This window comes from Fodinicola acaciae, assembly GCF_010993745.1.
GTDB classification, from domain to species: domain Bacteria; phylum Actinomycetota; class Actinomycetes; order Mycobacteriales; family HKI-0501; genus Fodinicola; species Fodinicola acaciae.
The window spans coordinates 379,000-396,805 of the sequence record NZ_WOTN01000003.1; the positions used below are offsets into that span (position 1 = coordinate 379,000).

Genomic DNA, 17,806 nt, shown 5'->3' on the forward strand with positions numbered 1-17,806 from the left:
CTGCTCAGAGGGCCTTATTTTGGATTGGATTCTGTCTGCAATCCGCTGTCGTCGGACCAGGAAGCGGCCATCGCGGTGACCTTGGCGGCCGCCTCGGCCAGCGGCAGGCCGCGGCCGACCGCCACTCCGACGAGGAAGGTGGTGAGCGGTGCGGCCGGCCGCGCCACGTTGTGTGCGGCTTCCTTTGCCAGATCCAGAAGAACCGTTTGATCCATGGTGTCCGGATCCAGCTCCAGCTCGGCGCTGACCCGCTTCGTCCACTCCGCCAACGTGTTCATCGGACCCTCTCGTTCGCACATTCCCGCGTTTGGTGCTTACTGTAGGTGGGATTCCTCCGACCGGCAGGCGGTGAGCGATGGGACGCGTGACGACCCGGCGACGGGTGATCCGGCTGCGCGACGGCGAGCCGACCGGCCGTCCGGACACGTTGGTGGCCGAGGAGCCGTTGGAAATCCGGGTAAACGGCAAGCCGTTGTCGGTGACCATGCGGACACCGGTCGACGATTTCGACCTGGCGGCGGGCTTTCTGGTCAGCGAAGGCGTGATCAGCGCCGCGAGCCAGCTCGTCTCGATCCGTTACTGCGCCGGCGCGACCGCGGACGGGCAAAACACCTACAACGTCCTGGACGCGACCCTCGCCAACGGCGTGCCTGGCCCGGATCCCTCCATCGAACGCAATTTCTACACGACCTCGTCGTGTGGCCTGTGTGGGAAAGCCAGCCTCGACGCGGTGCGTACGAACGCGGCGTACTCGATCGTCGACGATCCGCTGCGCGTCACCGCGGATGTCATCGTGACACTGCCGGAGACTTTGCGCGCGGCACAGAAGGTTTTCGACCGTACGGGCGGACTGCACGCCGCCGGTCTTTTCGACGCGGACGGCAACCTGTTGTGTCTTCGCGAGGACGTCGGCCGGCACAACGCCGTCGACAAGGTCGTCGGTTGGGCCGTACGCGATGGCCAGTTGCCGTTGTCCGGCACCATTCTGATGGTCAGCGGGCGCGCTTCTTTCGAGCTGGTACAAAAAGCCACCATGGCCGGCATCCCGATGATGACCGCGGTCTCCGCGCCGTCGTCGCTCGCGGTGGACTTGGCGGTGGAAATGGGTCTGACGCTGATCGGTTTTCTCCGCGGCAACTCAATGAACATCTACTCCGGCGCGCACCGGCTCGACCTCGAACCCGCTCCGGTCGGCTAGATCCGGATCAGGACGTGGAAACCGGCGGTGCTGGTGGGTTCGTCGATTGGCTCGCCGTCGACCTCGATCCAGGCGTGAGCGGCGAAAGGTGCCGTGCGTACGCCGGTGCAGAATGTCGGCCAAGCGCCGCCCAACCGGCACAACAACGCGGCGGCGATCGATCGCTGCAGGCAGTGTTCGGTCGCGCAACGCAGGCTGACCGACGTGACTTTCGCGCGTGCGGCACTTGCCTGCGCGACCGTGGCCGGCTTGGCCCGACGCGCGACCGTCCGCAGCACCTGTCGGAGGCGATCTGGTCGCAGGCGTGCCAACAGAAACGCGAAGCCGACCGCCAGCAGCGGAGCCGCCCGCCGCCAGACCGGGAGCCGCGGCGGGCGCCGGAAAACGACCGGCGTACTCATCCGGTCACCAGCCCGGCCGAGCGCAGCTGCGCCACCAACGCGGCCACGTCGTCGGCTGCCTGCTGCGTGGAAACCCGATAGCTGCGCACCAACTGACCGACGGCAGCGGTTTGGTCGTTTCCGGCCAACAAAAGCTGCACGACCATCCGGCCCGAACCGTTGACCTGCCAGAAAATCCCGGTCCGCTGGTTGAGCAGGACCAGGCCGTCCGCGGTGTCGGTCGCCGCGACTCCATCAGCCAACCGCATCCGGCACCCCCGAACGGCTCCGCAGCCAGGTCTCGACGGCGAGTGTCGAGTCCAGCGCGAAAAGTGGGACATGCGGCGGAAAGAGACCGGTCGCCGCTCGGCGCAATGCGTCGCCGTCAACGAGTCCGAGATCGGCCAGCAGCGGTGCCTCGAAGACCGCGGCGAGTGCGGCCCGTTGCCGACGCCTGCCGCCGTGTACGTCCGCGCTGAACTCACCTTTGGTCGTACGCCGCAGGATCTCCGGCGGCACGACACCGTTCATCGCCTCGACCATCAACGGTTTGTAAGCATCGGCCCGGTTCCGTTCGGCCGGATCGACCGCCAGGCAGATGTCGAGCACGCGGTCGTCCAGAAACGGCGCCTCGATCCGTAAACCCGTCTCGGCGCCGCACAGCTGGCTGGCCAGCCGGACCGAAGAACCGAGCTGGCGCACCTGGTGGATCGCCATGTGACCGCCACGGTCGGGCGCCACAGCTTCGTGAGAGAGCTGCTGGAGCGCGCCGCGTGCGGCGTCGACCGCCGTTGGGCTCACCCATGGCGGCATCCGCATTGGTGTCGACCAACCAAACATCGCCTCCGGACCACCGAGATCCGGTGGCTGGGTCAACATTCGCGCTGTGTCGGCCAGCCATTGGCCGTATGGCCGGGAATCCTTGATCGCGCGGGCCGCATCAGTTGCGTTCCAGCGATATCTCGCCGCGCAGACGCGGAGCCGGCGGCGAGCCTGCGACCGGCCGAGCTTGCGAGCGAGCGTGTGCAGATGCGCCAGCGGCGCGTGGATGACCTCGTCGCCGCCGTGACCGGTGATGCGGATCGACGCACCGCGGTCGGCGCAAATGCGCGCTATGGCGAGGTTTCGCTGCCTGGTGCGCGTCCACAGCATCGGCTCGTCAAGCCGGCAACCGAGGTCGTCGACGCCGGCGAACATGTCCGGCAGCGAATCTGTGTCCAGCACCAGATGGTCGGCCGTGGGCAATGCGGCGGCGGCAGCGCTGGCCCAGTGCGCGTCGTCGTGGTCCGGGCTCTCGGCACCCATCGTGACGGTGATCAGCCGGTCGGCCGTTTTGGCCGCCAGAAAGGAAAGTGGCGTCGAGTCGAGGCCGCCGGACAGGTCGGTGGCGACCACGCCACCGCGCGTACGCGCGTCGAGGGCGTGGGCCAGCTCCTCGCGCAGCAGTTTGGCACCCTCGGCCAACGAAAGTGTCGGATCGGGTGGGCTCCACCGGCGTACGCAGCGAGTGGCCCGATGCGCGTCGATCCGCAGATAGCTGTCCGGCGGCACGGCCCGGACACCTGGCCACAGATCCGGCCGGTCGAGCAGGGCGGTCGGAATCGACGGATAGAGCAGCCGGACCGCCAGCTTTTCGGTCGGGACACTGGCGACTCCGGCGATCGCCGCCAGCACGTCGGCGCGGTCGCTGACCACCGGAAGGTCCGCGACGCGGCGGTGAAACAGACGGCGTACGCCGGAAACGCTGCCCTGCACGCGGACCTCGCCGCCGACGGCGGCGATGAGATGGAAGCTTCCGGACACCGCCGCGCCGATCCGGTCGAACTCGTCGATGCTGTCGATTCCGTTGGCCAGCGCCGCCAGCTGGCCGGCCGACGCGTCGTGACAGCCGATCAGGACGACCCGCACGGGCCCCGCCTGGACGGCCAACAGTCGCGCCGGCGGCCAATGTCCGATGATCCACGGCCGCCCGGACGGGTGAGCGATCTGGTCACTCACCCCTCCGGCGAATCCCCAACCGGCACCGCGATCGGCGTCAGGCAGCACGACGAACCAGTCGCCGCTCCACTCTTTCCCCGATATTCCGGTGAAACCGGTCAACTGGTGTAGCCGTTGCCGGTGTCGGCGTCGTAGAGCAGGTAAGCCGATCCCCTGGTCAGATCCGCGAAGGTGCCCACCTCGGCGACCATCGGCGGCTCGTACGCTTCCCGCTGCTCGGCGGTCTTTTCGACTTCCTCGTGCATCCGCGTCCTCCTCAGGCGTCGATGACGACGCCAGACGATACCCCGCACAGGACGCTTCGCGGTAGACCAGTTTTAGCGCAACATCGTTATCGTCACTCGGCTATCGAGGTCAACGGCACCGGCGACGGGCGCTGACAGGTGCTCTCGACGCTGACGGCTCGGCCGGAATTGGCCGAGGACAGCAGCGATTCCATGATGTCCAGGACGTGGAAGGCCAGCCGGCCGCTCGCACGCGGCTCGGTCTCGGTCGCCATCTCGGCCAGGCCATAGCCGCGCGCCGCGTCTCGATAGCCGGCGCTCACCTCGAGCCGCCGCCAGTCGGGCTCGCCGATCTCGCGTACGAGCACGTCTCCGTCGAAGGTGTTGGGGTCCGGGACGACCAGCGAGCCTTCGGTGCCGTGCACCTCGATCGGCGACGACCGGGTCGCGGCCACATCGAAACTCATGAGCAGCGTGGAAAGCGCGCCGGACCGGTGCGTGAGCACGCCGGTGACATGCGTGTCGGTCGAGACCGGAATTGTCTCGCCGGCGCGCGACCCCGATCCGATGACGCGCTCCGATTTCGGCCGGCTGGACGCGCCGACCACCGAGACGACCGGACCGAGCAGTGTCACCAACGCGCTCAGGTAATACGGTCCCATGTCCAGCAGCGGACCGCCGCCTGGCAGATAATAGAAATCCGGGTTCGGATGCCAGCGCTCGTGTCCTGGCGTGACCATCGTCGCGGTCGCGGCGACCGGAACGCCGATCGCACCACTGTCGACCGCCTGCCGCGCGGTCTGCGTGCCGGTGCCGAGCACGGTGTCCGGGGCACAGCCGACGCGTACGCCGGCGGCATCGGCCTCATACAACACTTTCCGCGCGTCCGCGACGGTCGCCGCCAACGGTTTTTCGCCATACACCGACTTTCCGGCCGCGATCGCCTTCAGCGCCACCTCGGCGTGCGCGGCCGGCACGGTAAGGTTGAGGACGACCTCGACGTCGGTGTCGTCAACCAGCTCGCTGACGGCCAACACTCGCACACCGGGTCGGCTGCTCGCCACCGTTTCCGCGCGCGACCGGTCGAGATCGGCGACGGCCGCCAGGCGTACGCCGCTCAGCCGGTCAAGTGTCGCCAGATAATGTCCGGAAATCGCGCCGCAGCCGACGATGCCGACACTCAGCGGCTTGCCCACAGCAAACCTCGCTCGATAATGGTCCGTACGCTCGGATTTTCCAGCACGTCCATGCTGTGTCCAGGTGTGGCCACGAAAATCCGGCCGTCCCCCCACTGCCTGGTCCAGACCGCCGGCGACGTGACCTCGCGTTTCCACGGGTCCCATGGGCGCACTTTCTGGGTGGTGGTCGCGAGAACGTCGACGTAGTCGTCGGACAGCACCCAGTATTGTTCGGTCACCAGATCGAAATCGTCGATACCTTCGGTGATCGGATGCGTCTTTCCGGCTGGCAAAACGTTGATTCTGTACGGCACGTAGTTGTCGTCCGGCAGACCGGCCGGCTCGGCGCTTTTGCCAGGATGGCAGGCAAACTGGCCGCCGATCAGATGCAGATAATCTGACGAGTTGCGAAACGAGTCGGCGATGCCACCATGCCAGCCGCCGAGCCCGGTGCCGGCCTGCACGGCCTGTCGCAGCCCGGCGAGCTCGGCCGGCTCGATCGTCCCCATCGTGTAACACTGCACCACGAGATCGACGGTCGCCATGTAGTCGGCATCCGCGTACGGCGCCGGCGAGCCCGCCGTCCGCACCGAAAAACCGTTGTTCTCAAGGAATGGGATGAACATGTCGGTGGCCGGAACGGGTACGTGCCCATCCCAGCCACCCCGCACGACCAAGGCATTTCGACTCACACCACGACCCTAATATCGCCGGTTTCGGAAAACCAGCACCCGCCACATCCGGTCGCCAGCAGCGGAGCACAAGTCCGCTTGATATCTTGTTAAGCAACTATTACGCGCCCGCCGCGCAGGCGAAAAACCCAACCATCTCCCCATCGCACCATGCAGCACTGCGACCACCGCCCCACCCCAACACCACCACACGCCGACTCGCTGATCCCGCCGCACCCCCCGCGGCTGGATCAGCACAGCCGACTCACCCAGAGGCCGAGGCCCGGATGACGGTGCGGATCTGGCGCAGCAGCACGGACAGGGTCGCCAGGTCGCTGCCGAGCTCGTCGATGTCGCGCAGGCTCGCCTGTACGCGCGCCAGCGACGGGCGGTTGGCGGCGATCCACTCCTTGACCCGCTCGTGCGGACCCAGGTTGTCCGGGGTGGACTGGATGACCTCCGCGGTGAACTCGGCCATCGCGGCGTAGAGGTCATAGCGCAGCGCCATCCTGGCCAGCGACTTCCACCGGTCGTCGCGTTTGAGGTCGGAGATCCGGTCGAGCAGTGCCTCCATCTCGAAGCGTTCGGCGACCGCGAAATAGACCTCGGCGACCTCGGTCGGCGGCTGGCCGCTGCGGTTGGCGACCTCGACCACGTCGAGCAGGCCGAAAGCGTAGATCAGCCGCACCGCCTGCCGGGAGACCTCGGTCGGTACGCCTTCCGCGCACAGCTGCGCGACCTCGGCTTCGATCGCCTCGCGTTCGCGCGGACCGCGCATCTGCTCGACTTTCGGCAGCAGCTCGGCGACGGCGGGGCGGAAGCGCGCGACCTCGGCGCTGACGTCGATCGGTGGCCGCCGGCTCTGCAGCAGCCAGCGGGTCGCGCGGTCGACCAGCCGGCGGCTGCGCAGATAGAGCTGCGTCTGCGCGGCGGTCGGCACGTGTACGTCGAGTTTTTCCGCCTCGGCCCACACTTCCCGCAGTCCGAAGACCTGCCGGACGACCTCGGCGGCGCGTACGACGTCGACCACGTCGGCGCCGGTTTCCTCCACCGCACGGAAAACGAACGACGTGCCGCCGCGGTCGACACAGTCGTTGACGACCCGCGTGGTGATGATGTCGCGCCGCAGCGGATGCGACTTCATCAGCTCGGCGAAGTTTTCCCGCAGCGGCGTGGGGAAATAGTCGACGAGCGTCGGCATGCACCAGTCCTCGTCCGGCAGGTCGGACGCGGCGATGTCCTGTTCCAGGCCGATTTTCACGTACGCCAGCAAAACCGACAGCTCCGGCGAGGTGAGGCCGCGGCCGGCCGCCTCGCGCTCCCGCATCTCCTCGACCGACGGCAGAAACTCCAGTGCGCGGTCGAGCCGGCCTTCGGCTTCCAGCGCGCGGAGTTGCCGCTCGTGTACGGTCACCATCGGCCCGGCGCCGGAGCGAGCGTTGCCGAGCGCGATGTTCTGTTCGTAGTTGTCCTGCAAAACCAGGTGTGCGAGCTCGTCGGTCATCTGCGCCAGCAGCGAGTTGCGCTCCTGTTCGGCCAGCTGGCCGGAGGAAATCGCGCCGTCCAACAGGATCTTGATGTTGACCTCGCGGTCGGAGGTGTCCACGCCGGCGGAGTTGTCGATCGCGTCGGTGTTGATCCGGCCGCCGGCGAGCGCGTACTCGATCCGGCCGCGCTGGGTGAAGCCGAGGTTGCCGCCTTCTCCGACGACCTTGCAGCGCAGGTCACGACCGTTGACGCGGACGCCGTCGTTGGTCTTGTCGCCGACGTCGGCGTGTGTTTCGGTGCTGGCCTTGACATACGTGCCGATGCCACCGTTCCACAGCAGGTCGACCGGCGCCATCAGGATCTGCCGGATCAGCTCGGCCGGTGCCAGCTTGGTAACGGTCGGGTCGGAGATCCCCAGCGCGGTGGCCATTTCCGCGCTGATCGGGATGGATTTGGCCGTACGTGGGAAAACTCCACCGCCGGCCGAGATCAGCGAGGTGTCATAGTCGGCCCACGACGAGCGCGGCAGGTCGAAAAGCCGGCGCCGCTCAGCATACGAGGTGGCCGCGACCGGCTTCGGATCGACGAAGATGTGCCGGTGGTCGAAGGCGGCGACCAGCCGGATGTGCTCGGACAGCAGCATTCCGTTGCCGAAAACGTCACCGGACATGTCGCCGATGCCGACCGCGGTGAAGTCCTCGGTCTGGGTGTCGTGGCCGAGCTCGCGGAAATGCCGTTTCACCGACTCCCAGGCACCGCGCGAGGTGATCCCCATCTTCTTGTGGTCGTAACCCTGCGAACCACCGGAGGCGAACGCGTCTCCCAGCCAGAAGCCGTATTCCTTGGCGATCGAGTTGGCCAGGTCGCTGAAGGTCGCGGTGCCTTTGTCCGCCGCGACAACCAAATAGCTGTCGTCGTCATCGTGTCGTACGACATCTGTCGCCGGAATGACCTCGGTGGTGCCGTCGGTGTTGGCGTTACGGTTGTCGGTCAGGTCCAGCAGACCGGAGATGAACATCCGATAGCAGGCCTGTCCCTCGGCCAGGAAAGCCTCCCGGTCGGTGCTCGCCGGCGGCCGCTTCAGTACGAAGCCTCCCTTGGCGCCGACCGGCACGATCACCGAGTTTTTCACCATCTGCGCCTTGACCAGGCCGAGCACCTCGGTGCGGAAGTCGTCCCGCCGGTCCGACCAGCGCAGGCCGCCGCGGGCGATCGGCCCGAACCGCAAGTGTACGCCTTCAAACCGTGGTGAGTAGACGAAAATCTCGTACTTCGGCCTCGGCGCCGGCAGGTCGGGCACCATCGACGGGTCGATTTTCAGTGCCAGATAGGGCTTTGGCCGGCCGTCCCGGCCGCGCTGGAAGTAGTTGGTGCGCGTGGTCGCCAAAATAGTGGCGAGCAGGCTGCGCATGATCCGGTCGGCGTCCAGGCTCTCGACCGAGTCCAGCTCGGCGGTGAGCTTGGCGACCAACTCCTCGGCGCGCGTGTTTCGCTCGTCCATCGGCAGCTTCAGGCCGGGGTCGAACCGCAGCAGGAACAGGTCGACCAGGCCGCCGGCGATGCCGGGGTTTTGCGCCAGGGTGGTGGAAACCAGCCGGTCGGAATAGACCTGACCGACCTGCCGGCGATATTTCGCGTACGCGCGCAACACCGACACCTGCTGCCAGGTCAGGCCGGCGCCGAGCACCAGCGCGTTCAGACCGTCCACTTCGGACTCTCCGCGCCAGCACGCGGAAAACGCGTTTTGCACCGGACCGCGTACGGCGTCGGCGTCGACCCCTATGCATTCCCCGAGACCGAAGTCATAGACCCAGGCGGTGTCCTCCGGACGGTTGTCGCCATTCGCGTCCAGCCGGTGGAAGCGGAACGGCCGCTCGTCGAAGACCTTCACTCCCATCGACTGCAACACCGGCAACACGTCGGACAGCGACATCGGCTCCAGCAGCCGGCGTACGGTGAAGCGCAGCTCGTCGTTTTTGCGATAGAGATGCGTGCCGAGATCTCCCGGCTCTTCCAGCATCTCCAGCCGCGACACGTCCTCGGCCGCCTCCAGGACGGTGTGTTCTTCCTTGTACGCCTCGGGAAAAGCCGGCCCATAGCGGCGCACCAGCACGCGCGCCTGCTCCTCACCGACCGATTCCTGCATGGCGGCGGCGAAGTCGTCGTCCCAGGAGCGGGTCGCGGCGACGAGCCTTTCCTGCAGCGCGGCCACGTCGATGTGGTCCGGTGGGTCGGTCGGGTCGGTGCGTACGGTGAAATGCACGCGCGCCATCAGGTCTTCGGTGACCCGCGTGGTGTAGTCCAGCCCGACACCGTTGAGCGCCTCGGTCAGGATTTCCTGCATCCGCACCCGGTTTTTGGTCGTGTAGCGGTCGCGCGGCATGTAGACCAGGCACGAGATGAACCGGCCGTACGAGTCGCGCCGGACGAACAGCCGCAGCACGCGGCGGCCGGCCATCCGCAACACACCCATCGAGGTGTCGTAGATCTCGTCGGTCGGTGCCTGGAAGAACTCGTCGCGCGGATAGGTCTCCAGGATGGAGATCAGGTCCTTGCCGGAGTGACTGTTCTTGGACAGCCCCGATCTGGTCAGGATGTCGGCGACTTTCCGCCGCACGACTGGGAGTTTCTTGACACTTTCCAGATAGGCCGCCGAGGAGAACAGACCGAGGAAACGGCGTTCGCCGATGACTTCTCCGTCGTTGCCGAAGACTTTGATGCCGATGTAGTCCAGATAGGCGCTGCGGTGCACGGTCGAGCGCGAGTTGGCCTTGGTGATGACCAGCAGCCGTTTTTCCTTGATACGGTCGCGCGCGGCGGCCGGCATCGACTTCAGCGAGCGGACCTGCGTCTGGTCCTGGCGCAGGATGCCGAGGCCGGTCGACGGCACGGCGGCCAGATACGGATGGCCCGCGCCGTCCTCCCCCAGCTCGTACTCGCGATAGCCGAGAAAGGTGAAGTGGTCGTCGGCGAGCCAGCGCAGCAGCTCGCGGCTGTCCTCCACGTCCTTGGCCGGCACCGGCAGCAGGCCACCGCCGTCGTCCAGCTCGGCGGCCAGGTTGAGCGCGGTGTCGCGCATCCGCGGCCAGTCCTCGACCGCCTCCCGTACGTCGGTGAGGACTTCCTGCAGGTCGTTGTGGATCGCGGTCAGCTCGGCCTCGTTACGGGTCCGGTCGACCTCCAGGTGCATCCACGACTCGGCCAGGCCCTCGTCAGCCGGCACCTCGGACAGCGCGCCGAGCACCTCGCGCCGCACCACCAGCTGCGGATGGACGACCAGGTGCACGGTCAGGTTGTGGCGGGACAGCGCCGCGGTGACCGAATCGACCAGGAACGGCATGTCGTCGGTGACGATCTCGACCAGCGTGTGGCCACCGGCCCAGGTGGCCTTGGCCGGGTCCGGTGTGTGAATGCGCATCCGCAGCTCGCCAGTGACCCGCTGCTCGGCCAGCTCGCGGTGGGAACGTACGGCGGTGAGCAGGTCCTCCGGAGCGCGGCCGGCCAGGTCGTCGGCCGGCACCATCCCCCAGTAGCGCCTGACCAGTGCCGCCGTCCGCGCGTCGGGTGCGCGCTCGGCGGCGGCGCCGACCAGATCGCTCACACCCTCCAGGTTGCCGTCTCTTCCAGCGTCGTCCAACGGCGCTTCGGTACGCATCGGTCCGCTCCTTCGACATCCACGCCTTTGTGGTGACGCTTCAACCCTACTGACCGTCCCGTCAAGACCCACGGCCACTCTGCATCGGTCATTGTGCCTTGACCCGCTCGCGCCACACCTCTACCTTACTAAGTACGGCTTACTTAGTAAGGGAGAGAGTCGATGAACTGGACACTTCTCGCTGCCGTCGCAGCGATGGCGATGCTGACCTGGGAAATCGTCACCGAATGGGTGCCGATGTATCCGCTCAACGACCTGTCGGCGCAGCCAACACGGCTGCGGCTGATCGCGGCGGCGGCCAACTACCCGGTGATGGCCGCGATCGCGGTCCTGTTCGCGGTCGGCAACGTGGTGACGACGCTGATCGGCGCCGGGCTCTGCCTGGTGGTGCTCGGCGGCCACCTGCGCTCGTGGTGGATCCCCTACCTGACCGGCCGGGCCAGCGCGTCGTGGCAGGTGCACTACGAGCGCGACTACCAGCGCACCCTCAAGCTGCTGCCACGGCGGCCGTACATGCCCGATGCGCAGCACATGGTCGTCGGCCTGATCGCGGTCGCCATGGTCGTCACCGGAGTTGCTGCTAGCGTCCAGGTGTTGTGAGCCTGAGTCGAGACAAGATCGTGGCCGCGGCGATCGAGGTGATCGACGCGGCCGGGGTCGAGAAGCTGACCATGCGGCGGCTGGCGGCTCAGGTCGGGGTGGAGCCGATGTCGCTCTATCACCACTTCCCCAGCAAAGCCGATCTGCTGGACGCGATCGTCGATGCCGCGACCGAGTCGTACGCGTCGCACCTGACGGTCGCTCCGGCGGCCGACTGGCGCGATGGCCTGCTCGCGTTCGGAGCCGGGATGCGCGCGGCGCTGCTCGCCCATCCCCGGCTGCTGCCGCTGGTGTCCACCCGGCCGGCGACGCCGGACACGGCCGAAAGCCTCGGACATCCGCTGCTCGGCCCACTCGTCGCGGCCGGTTTCTCGCGGCGGCGGGCCGAGTTCGCGGTGCAGTCGGTGGCGGTGTTCGTGCTCGGCCACGCGATGGCGCAGGCCGGCTCCACGCCCGGCGCCGCCGACGTGCCGAACCGGTCGGCGGTCGAGGCGTATTACGACGAGTGGTTCGAGCTTGGCCTGACCGCCTTGGTCAACGGCCTGGCAGGTTGATGTCCAGCGCGGCGAAGTCGTACGGGTCCCACAGTGCGCGCTCGGCGTCGTTCGGCGCGTACGCGACCTTGGGTGTGAGGTTCCAGACCATCGTCGCCCGGGCCGGCGTACGGTAGGCCGGCCAGCCAGGATTTCCGTTTCGCGCAAACGACGTCCACGCCGTGACCATCCGGCCGGACAGTGCGGTCATCCGCGCGCGGTCGGTCGACAGCGACTCAGCGCCGCCGGGGATGCCGGTGAACCGCAGCGTACCGAAGACGAACGGCAGCTCGGCCGTGTGAATCGCACCGAGCCCCTTCGCCGGAGCCCAGTCAAACTGGTAGAGATAGCTGCGAGCCCAGCGCGACTGCGCCGCCGCGAGCCGCGTCGCCGGCACGCGCATCGTCTGGTCGTTTGCCATCGCCAGCGCGATGTCCCCCTCGCTGGCGTGTGGCCGCGCCGCCGCGTACGCGCCGACCATCGCCGACCGCCGGCTTGCCAGCGGTGCCGGGAAAAGCAGGCCATACTGCGGTTGGCTGAGCCGCAACACCGACGGATCGAACTGCGCGAAATAGCGGAGCTCGTCGCGGTTGGTGCCGGTGATCAGGTCGATCCCGCGGGCGTAACCGGCTCGTACGCGCTGGATGAGCGGCGCCTTCACGAGGTTTCCGTCAACGTACGCACCGAAATACACCGCGCGCGTGAAGGCTCCCGGCAGCGACTCGAGCGTCTTTTCCTGCAATGTCAACAACTGCGTGGTGGTCATCGACTTCAACGCGGCCACGCTCTTGGCGACCGACAGGAACGGCGCGGTGAGCTCCTTTTCCAATGCCGCCGAGCGATCCATGTAGCCACTGCCGCTTTCCAGCACGACGCGGCGGAAAAGCCGCTGCGGATGGTCGGTCGCCAGCAACGCGCTCAGCGAGAACGCCCCTTCCGACTCGCCGACCGCGGTGACATTGCCGGGATCGCCACCGAAATCCGCGATGTGCTGGCGTACCCAGGTGAAGGCGGCGATCTGGTCGCGCAGGCCGTTGTTGCCGGAGCCGCGATACGCCGGGTCGAGATCGCCGAGCTCCGACCAGCCGAGGATGCCGAGGCGATAGTTGATCGTCACGACGACGGCGTCCCCGCGCGTCGCGAGTGTCGTGCCGTCATAGCGGGCTTCGTTGGCATTGCCGAAAATCGCCGCGCCGCCATGGACGAAGACGATCACCGGCCGGCGCGCGCTGCCGCCACGCGGAGCCCATACGTTGAGATAAAGGCAGTCCTCGTCGGCGTAGACCTTGCGGCTGTCCGGATAGTCTTCCGAGCTACGGTCCGGAAACTGCGGACAGACGCGGCTGCCGTCGGTGGCCCGGAGCGTGTCCTCCCACGGAGGCGCCGGCTGCGGCGGACGGAAGCGACGGTCACCGGTGGGTGGCGCCGCATACGGAATCCCCTTGTACGTGCAGAGTTTTCCGGCGGACGTGCCGGAAATCTCACCGACCGAGGTGTCAGCGACACAACCGGCCGCGGTCGGCTCCATCGACGTACATCCGGTCAACGAAAGAGCTGCCACCACAACGGCGGCGAGGATGCGTTTCATGATCGCCATCGTGCCGGCAAAACACCGGTCCGCGGATCGCCGGCGCGAGCCAACCGCGGCTCACTCGGACGACTGACCGGCCACCACGAGGCCCGACTCGTACGCGAAAACGACAGCCTGCACGCGGTCGCGCAGGTCGAGCTTGCTGAGCAGGTTGCTGACATGCGTCTTGACCGTGTGTTCGCTCAGCGTCAGCTCGGCGGCGATCTCGGCGTTGGACAGACCGCGCGCGACCAGCTGCAGCGTCGCCGATTCTCGTTCGGTGAGACCGGAAAGCTTGGCCGCCAGCCGCGGCACCGGCTGTCCGCGCCGGACCAGGTCGGAGATCAGCCGCCGTGTCACGGTCGGCGCCAGCAACGACTCGCCGGCGGCCACGACGCGTACGGCCGCGACCAGGTCGTCACGGCGGATGTCTTTCAACAGAAAGCCGCTCGCGCCGGCACGCAATGCGTCGTAAACATATTCGTCCAGGTCGAACATCGTCAGCGCGAGCACTTTCGCGTCCGTACGGTCGCAGATCTGCGCGGTGGCCGCGACGCCGTCCAGATTTGGCATCCGGATGTCCATCAGGACGACGTCCGGGCGCAGCGAGATCGCGGCGCGTACGGCCTCGGCACCGTCGGCCGCCTCGCCGACCACCTCGATGTCGGGTTGAGCGTTGAGAATCATGGCGAAACCGCCACGGAACAGGTCCTGGTCGTCGACCACGAGTACGCGCAGCACGGGGAAATTCCTACCCGATCGGCAGCGTCGCCGCGACCGCAAAGCCATCGGCGCGCGGACCGGCGCGCAGCGTGCCACCGCACGCGAGTACGCGCTCGCGCATGCCGACCAAGCCGAAGCCCGGTGTGGTCGGACCGGCTTTCGCACCGTTGTCGGTGATCTCGACGGACAGCTGGTCGACAGACCAGCGCAGGCTGACTTCGACGCGGCTGCCCGGCGCGTGCCGTACGACGTTGGTCAGCGCCTCCTGGACGATCCGGTAGGCGGCCACGTCCACGTCACCTGGCACCGGCCGGGATTCGCCGGCCACGGCCAAAGTCGCCTCGACACCGTGCACTCCGGCCACCAGGTCACCGATCGCGGCGATGCCCGGCGGCGGCTGCCGGTCGGCGCCGGACCGAAGCACGCCGAGCGAGCGCCGCAGCTGCGCGATCGCCGAGCGCCCGGTGTCGGCGATGGTCGCGAAGGTTTCCTCGGCACGCGGCGGATCCGCACGTACGGCGAGGCCACCGGCCTCGGCCTGCACCACCATGATGCCGAGCGAATGCGTGACGATATCGTGCAGATCACGTGCGATCCGCGTTCGCTCACGGTCGACCGCGGCGGCCTCCGCCTGTTTCAACCGGCGTTCTCGCTCCGCCGTCGCCTCCGTCTGCAGCCGCCGCGCGCGGACACCGATCCCCAGCGCGTACGCGGCGACGTACGCGGCGCCGAGATACTGCGCCACCGTGAAGTCTTCTCCCGGCACCACAACGGAAATCGCGACGCCGATCCCCGCGCCTGCGACTCCGAGCCAGCGCGCCAGCGGCTCGCCGTCGGCCGCTATCGTATAGAGGAACACGAGTCCGCCGAGCGGCACCAGCGGCGGCACATGCGCCACCGCGAGCACGATCGTGGCAACACCGACGAGGATGCCGAGCCGTACCGGTGCGCGGCGGTGCCAGAAAACCGGCACCGAAGCCAGCAGCGCCGCCGGCACCGTCCACAGTGGACCATGGAGGACCGGATAGAGCGCCGCACCGACCGCGAGGACGGTCAGCAGGCCGTCGATCATTCGCCACACTCTCGCATTATGCCGCGTCGATGGCGCGGCGCGCGTCCCGCGTACGAGTGAACCGTCGCTCACTCTCGCGACCTAGCCAGGTGCTTCATGCTGAAGGTCTGTTTCAAAGTGATAGCCACTCGTTGATGGTCGACCTCGTAATAGTAGTGACTATTGCAGTCCAATGCGCGATGCGATTTACGGTGGAAGACAACAGAAAACGGCGGAGCCGGTGGCATGGCCTTGTCGGTTGATGAGGTATCATTAATGGCATGTCAACTCCTCCTCTTCAGCCGGCGGGTGATCCGTCGTTGCTGTCGGGTAAGGAGGAGTTCGCGGCCGCGTCGCGGCACGCGGAGCAGGCGGTGCGTGCGGCCAAAGCCGCACTTCTGGCGGTGGTGAAAGCCGCTGATGATCAGAACATCGCGTCGAAGTTCGGTCACGCTGATACTGCCGCATTCCTGGAGGATTTCCTGAAGTTCTCCCCCACCGAGGCCAGCCGGTGCGTGCAGCGCGCACGGACATTCTGCGGCAGCCGCGCGTTGGCCACCGGTGAGAAGTTGGCGCCGCAGTTGGAATACGCCGGTGATGCCATGCGCCGCGGTGAGTTGACCGACTCGCAGTTGGACGCGATCCGCACGATTATTACCAAGTTGCCGCGTCGGATCGGTATCCAGGAGCGGCGGTTCGCCGAGAAAACGTTGGTCGACGCGGCGTCGCAGTTGCGTGCGCGTGAGTTGCACCAGCTCGGCAACCGCGTCCACGGCCACCTCGACCCCGACGGAACACAGCCCTCCGAAGAAGAAAACGCCACGCCACGCCGCGAGCCGTATTTGCGCACCGGCACCGACGGCCGGCTCGCCTTCCGCGGCAGTTTCGATGCCGAGACCGGCAGCCTGATGCAGGAAATCCTCTCGCCGCTGGCCAAGCCACGCACCGACGACAAAGGCAAAACCAAAGACCGCCGCTCAACCGCCGAACGCAACGGCGACGCGTTGGCCGACGCGCTGAACCTGATCGCCGACAGTGAGAAGCTGCCGATCCAGGGCCGCGAGCGTCCCCACCTGACCATCACCTTGTCCTGGGACATGCTCAAGGACAAGCTCGGCCAAGTCCGCGCGTACGAAAACACCGTCATCAGCCCCGAAGCCGCCAGAAGGCTCGCGTGCGACTGCGACATCACCCCGCTCGTGCTCGGCACCCAAGCGAAGCCTTGGACGTCGGCCGCACCGAACGGCTGGTCACCGATGAACTGCGTAAGGCGTTGATCGCGCGTGACCGCGGCTGCGCGATGATCGGCTGCACCCGACCCGTACGCTGGACGCGGGCTCACCACGTGCGGCACTGGGCCGACGGAGGTGAAACCTCCATCGACAATTGCGTGCTGCTGTGCGAATTTCACCACCGACAGATCCACCACGGCGACTGGCAAGTCCAGATCGTCGACGGCGTACCGGAATTCATTCCACCGCAGTACGTGGACTTCAAGCAAAAGCCGCTACGAAATACCTACCACCTGTTCAACTGAACCGAACAGGTGGCCCCAAACAAACCACCATCACCGGGCTAGCTGGACCCGCTGCCGTACGGCCGCGTCAGGATCTCCAGCGCGTGGCCGTTGGGATCGTCCCAGTAGACACCGCGGCCGCCGTCTCGCGTGTTGATCTCACCTGGCGTGCCGTGACCCGGATCGGCCCAGTAGTCCAGGCCGCGCTCCTTGATCCGGCCGAAGATCTCGTCGAACTCCGCCTCGCTGACCAGGAAAGCGTAGTGCTGGCCACGGATTTCCTCGTCGGTGTCCATAAAGTCGAGGGTCACGTCGTTGCTCGGCTGGACCGTCACGAACGGACCGAACGATCCCGGCTCCGGCAGGCCGAGGATCTCGGCCATGAACGTGGCCGACGCGCGCTTGTCCTTTGACAGGACGATGGTGTGGTTGAGCTGTACGGCCATGATCGCACCTCCCGCGTCCAGCCTAGACCTCACACCGACCACGGCGGTCATTCGCAGGCGATGCCGTCGTGGTCGCGGTCGAGGCCGGCGCGATAGCCGGGTTGGCCCGCGTACAGTGGCGCCTTCCCGGCGGCGCGGACCTCGCTGCAGTTGGCGTAGTAGACCGAGCCGCCGTCATCACCCGAACTCGAGCCGCTGGACGAGCTGGAGCCACCGCCAGAGCTGGATCCGCCACTGGAGCTGGATCCGCCACTGGAGCTGGATCCGCCACTGGAGCTGGATCCGTTGTCGTCATTGGTAAAAGCCGTCGTCGGCGGCGGCTGAGGCGGTTCCGACGACGGCGAAGGTGACGGCGATGGCGACGGCGACTCGGTTGGCGATGGCGGCGCGGAGGACGGTACGGCCGACGGCGTCGGCTCCGGCGCGGCCTCGGGGTTGCCGAAAACCCTGACCAGCAATCCGCCGCAGCAACAGAGCAACACCAGGCCGGCGACCGCGGACCCGACGCCGATGAGTACGTTCCGCGTTTTTCTGTCCATGCCGCCAGAGTGCGGCGGCGCTCAGCCGTCCGGACC

General features: G+C 67.2%; 18 protein-coding genes. 5 read left to right on the forward strand and 13 right to left on the reverse strand.

The window, feature by feature from the left end; translation table 11 throughout:
- Positions 1 to 14: 14 nt before the first annotated feature.
- Positions 15 to 278: a DUF6457 domain-containing protein gene (locus GNX95_RS28145; RefSeq protein WP_163510649.1), complete on the reverse strand. Its 264-nt coding sequence runs from the start codon at positions 276 to 278 to the stop codon at positions 15 to 17.
- A 77-nt stretch (positions 279 to 355) separates the two neighbouring features.
- Here GNX95_RS28145 and fdhD point away from each other — a divergent pair, with 77 nt between their 5' ends.
- The gene (gene fdhD, locus GNX95_RS28150) at positions 356 to 1,198 is read left to right on the forward strand and encodes a formate dehydrogenase accessory sulfurtransferase FdhD (protein WP_163510650.1); all 843 of its coding nucleotides are present in this window, start codon (positions 356 to 358) and stop codon (positions 1,196 to 1,198) included.
- On the opposite strand, the gene GNX95_RS28155 is transcribed toward fdhD, so the two are convergent.
- The 7 genes from GNX95_RS28155 to GNX95_RS28185 all read right to left on the reverse strand — a co-directional run bounded on the left by GNX95_RS28155 (position 1,195) and on the right by GNX95_RS28185 (position 10,792).
- A complete protein-coding gene (locus GNX95_RS28155; protein ID WP_163510651.1) occupies positions 1,195 to 1,599 on the reverse strand; it encodes a lasso peptide biosynthesis B2 protein in 405 nt (134 codons plus the stop codon). The genes fdhD and GNX95_RS28155 overlap by 4 nt on opposite strands.
- The gene (locus GNX95_RS28160; RefSeq protein ID WP_163510652.1) at positions 1,596 to 1,847 is read right to left on the reverse strand and encodes a lasso peptide biosynthesis PqqD family chaperone; all 252 of its coding nucleotides are present in this window, start codon (positions 1,845 to 1,847) and stop codon (positions 1,596 to 1,598) included. The genes GNX95_RS28155 and GNX95_RS28160 overlap by 4 nt, the downstream gene beginning before the upstream one ends.
- A complete protein-coding gene (locus GNX95_RS28165) occupies positions 1,834 to 3,678 on the reverse strand; it encodes an asparagine synthase-related protein (protein ID WP_163510653.1) in 1,845 nt (614 codons plus the stop codon). The genes GNX95_RS28160 and GNX95_RS28165 overlap by 14 nt, the downstream gene beginning before the upstream one ends.
- Positions 3,675 to 3,821 carry a lasso RiPP family leader peptide-containing protein gene (locus GNX95_RS28170; protein WP_163510654.1) on the reverse strand — a complete coding sequence of 49 codons (147 nt, stop codon included), beginning with the start codon at positions 3,819 to 3,821 and terminating at the stop codon, positions 3,675 to 3,677. The genes GNX95_RS28165 and GNX95_RS28170 overlap by 4 nt, the downstream gene beginning before the upstream one ends.
- Before the next feature lie 92 nt (positions 3,822 to 3,913).
- Complete coding sequence (locus GNX95_RS28175) at positions 3,914 to 4,996, reverse strand: Gfo/Idh/MocA family protein (protein WP_187369715.1); 1,083 nt, start codon at positions 4,994 to 4,996, stop codon at positions 3,914 to 3,916.
- Positions 4,981 to 5,604: a ThuA domain-containing protein gene (locus GNX95_RS28180; RefSeq protein WP_425483928.1), complete on the reverse strand. Its 624-nt coding sequence runs from the start codon at positions 5,602 to 5,604 to the stop codon at positions 4,981 to 4,983. The genes GNX95_RS28175 and GNX95_RS28180 overlap by 16 nt, the downstream gene beginning before the upstream one ends.
- Before the next feature lie 310 nt (positions 5,605 to 5,914).
- Positions 5,915 to 10,792, reverse strand: coding sequence for an NAD-glutamate dehydrogenase (locus tag GNX95_RS28185; protein ID WP_163510657.1), 4,878 nt, complete (start codon positions 10,790 to 10,792; stop codon positions 5,915 to 5,917).
- Positions 10,793 to 10,954: 162 nt separating this feature from the next.
- On the opposite strand from GNX95_RS28185, the gene GNX95_RS28190 reads away from it, so the two are divergent.
- The gene (locus GNX95_RS28190; protein WP_163510658.1) at positions 10,955 to 11,392 is read left to right on the forward strand and encodes a hypothetical protein; all 438 of its coding nucleotides are present in this window, start codon (positions 10,955 to 10,957) and stop codon (positions 11,390 to 11,392) included.
- Positions 11,389 to 11,946 (forward strand): TetR family transcriptional regulator, encoded by a 558-nt coding sequence (locus GNX95_RS28195; protein ID WP_163510659.1) that lies wholly within the window; start codon positions 11,389 to 11,391, stop codon positions 11,944 to 11,946. Before GNX95_RS28190 ends, GNX95_RS28195 begins: the two co-directional genes overlap by 4 nt.
- Here GNX95_RS28195 and GNX95_RS28200 read toward each other — a convergent pair.
- Genes GNX95_RS28200 through GNX95_RS28210 form a run of 3 tightly spaced genes read right to left on the reverse strand, consistent with a single transcriptional unit; the run spans position 11,927 to position 15,299 of the window.
- Complete coding sequence (locus GNX95_RS28200) at positions 11,927 to 13,513, reverse strand: carboxylesterase/lipase family protein (protein ID WP_163510660.1); 1,587 nt, start codon at positions 13,511 to 13,513, stop codon at positions 11,927 to 11,929. The genes GNX95_RS28195 and GNX95_RS28200 overlap by 20 nt on opposite strands.
- 60 nt (positions 13,514 to 13,573) lie before the next feature.
- Positions 13,574 to 14,284, reverse strand: coding sequence for a response regulator (locus tag GNX95_RS28205; protein ID WP_163510661.1), 711 nt, complete (start codon positions 14,282 to 14,284; stop codon positions 13,574 to 13,576).
- Positions 14,247 to 15,299 carry a sensor histidine kinase gene (locus GNX95_RS28210; protein ID WP_222854005.1) on the reverse strand — a complete coding sequence of 351 codons (1,053 nt, stop codon included), beginning with the start codon at positions 15,297 to 15,299 and terminating at the stop codon, positions 14,247 to 14,249. Before GNX95_RS28210 ends, GNX95_RS28205 begins: the two co-directional genes overlap by 38 nt.
- A gap of 251 nt (positions 15,300 to 15,550) precedes the next feature.
- Here GNX95_RS28210 and GNX95_RS43465 point away from each other — a divergent pair, with 251 nt between their 5' ends.
- Positions 15,551 to 16,546, forward strand: a complete 996-nt coding sequence (locus GNX95_RS43465) for a DUF222 domain-containing protein (protein WP_163510662.1) — start codon at positions 15,551 to 15,553, stop codon at positions 16,544 to 16,546.
- Complete coding sequence (locus GNX95_RS28220) at positions 16,492 to 16,806, forward strand: HNH endonuclease signature motif containing protein (protein ID WP_163510663.1); 315 nt, start codon at positions 16,492 to 16,494, stop codon at positions 16,804 to 16,806. The genes GNX95_RS43465 and GNX95_RS28220 overlap by 55 nt, the downstream gene beginning before the upstream one ends.
- 38 nt (positions 16,807 to 16,844) lie before the next feature.
- On the opposite strand, the gene GNX95_RS28225 is transcribed toward GNX95_RS28220, so the two are convergent.
- Both GNX95_RS28225 and GNX95_RS44435 read right to left on the reverse strand, forming a co-directional pair.
- A complete protein-coding gene (locus GNX95_RS28225; protein WP_163510664.1) occupies positions 16,845 to 17,231 on the reverse strand; it encodes a VOC family protein in 387 nt (128 codons plus the stop codon).
- 47 nt (positions 17,232 to 17,278) lie between these two features.
- Positions 17,279 to 17,770 carry an excalibur calcium-binding domain-containing protein gene (locus tag GNX95_RS44435; protein ID WP_425483921.1) on the reverse strand — a complete coding sequence of 164 codons (492 nt, stop codon included), beginning with the start codon at positions 17,768 to 17,770 and terminating at the stop codon, positions 17,279 to 17,281.
- Positions 17,771 to 17,806 lie beyond the last annotated feature (36 nt).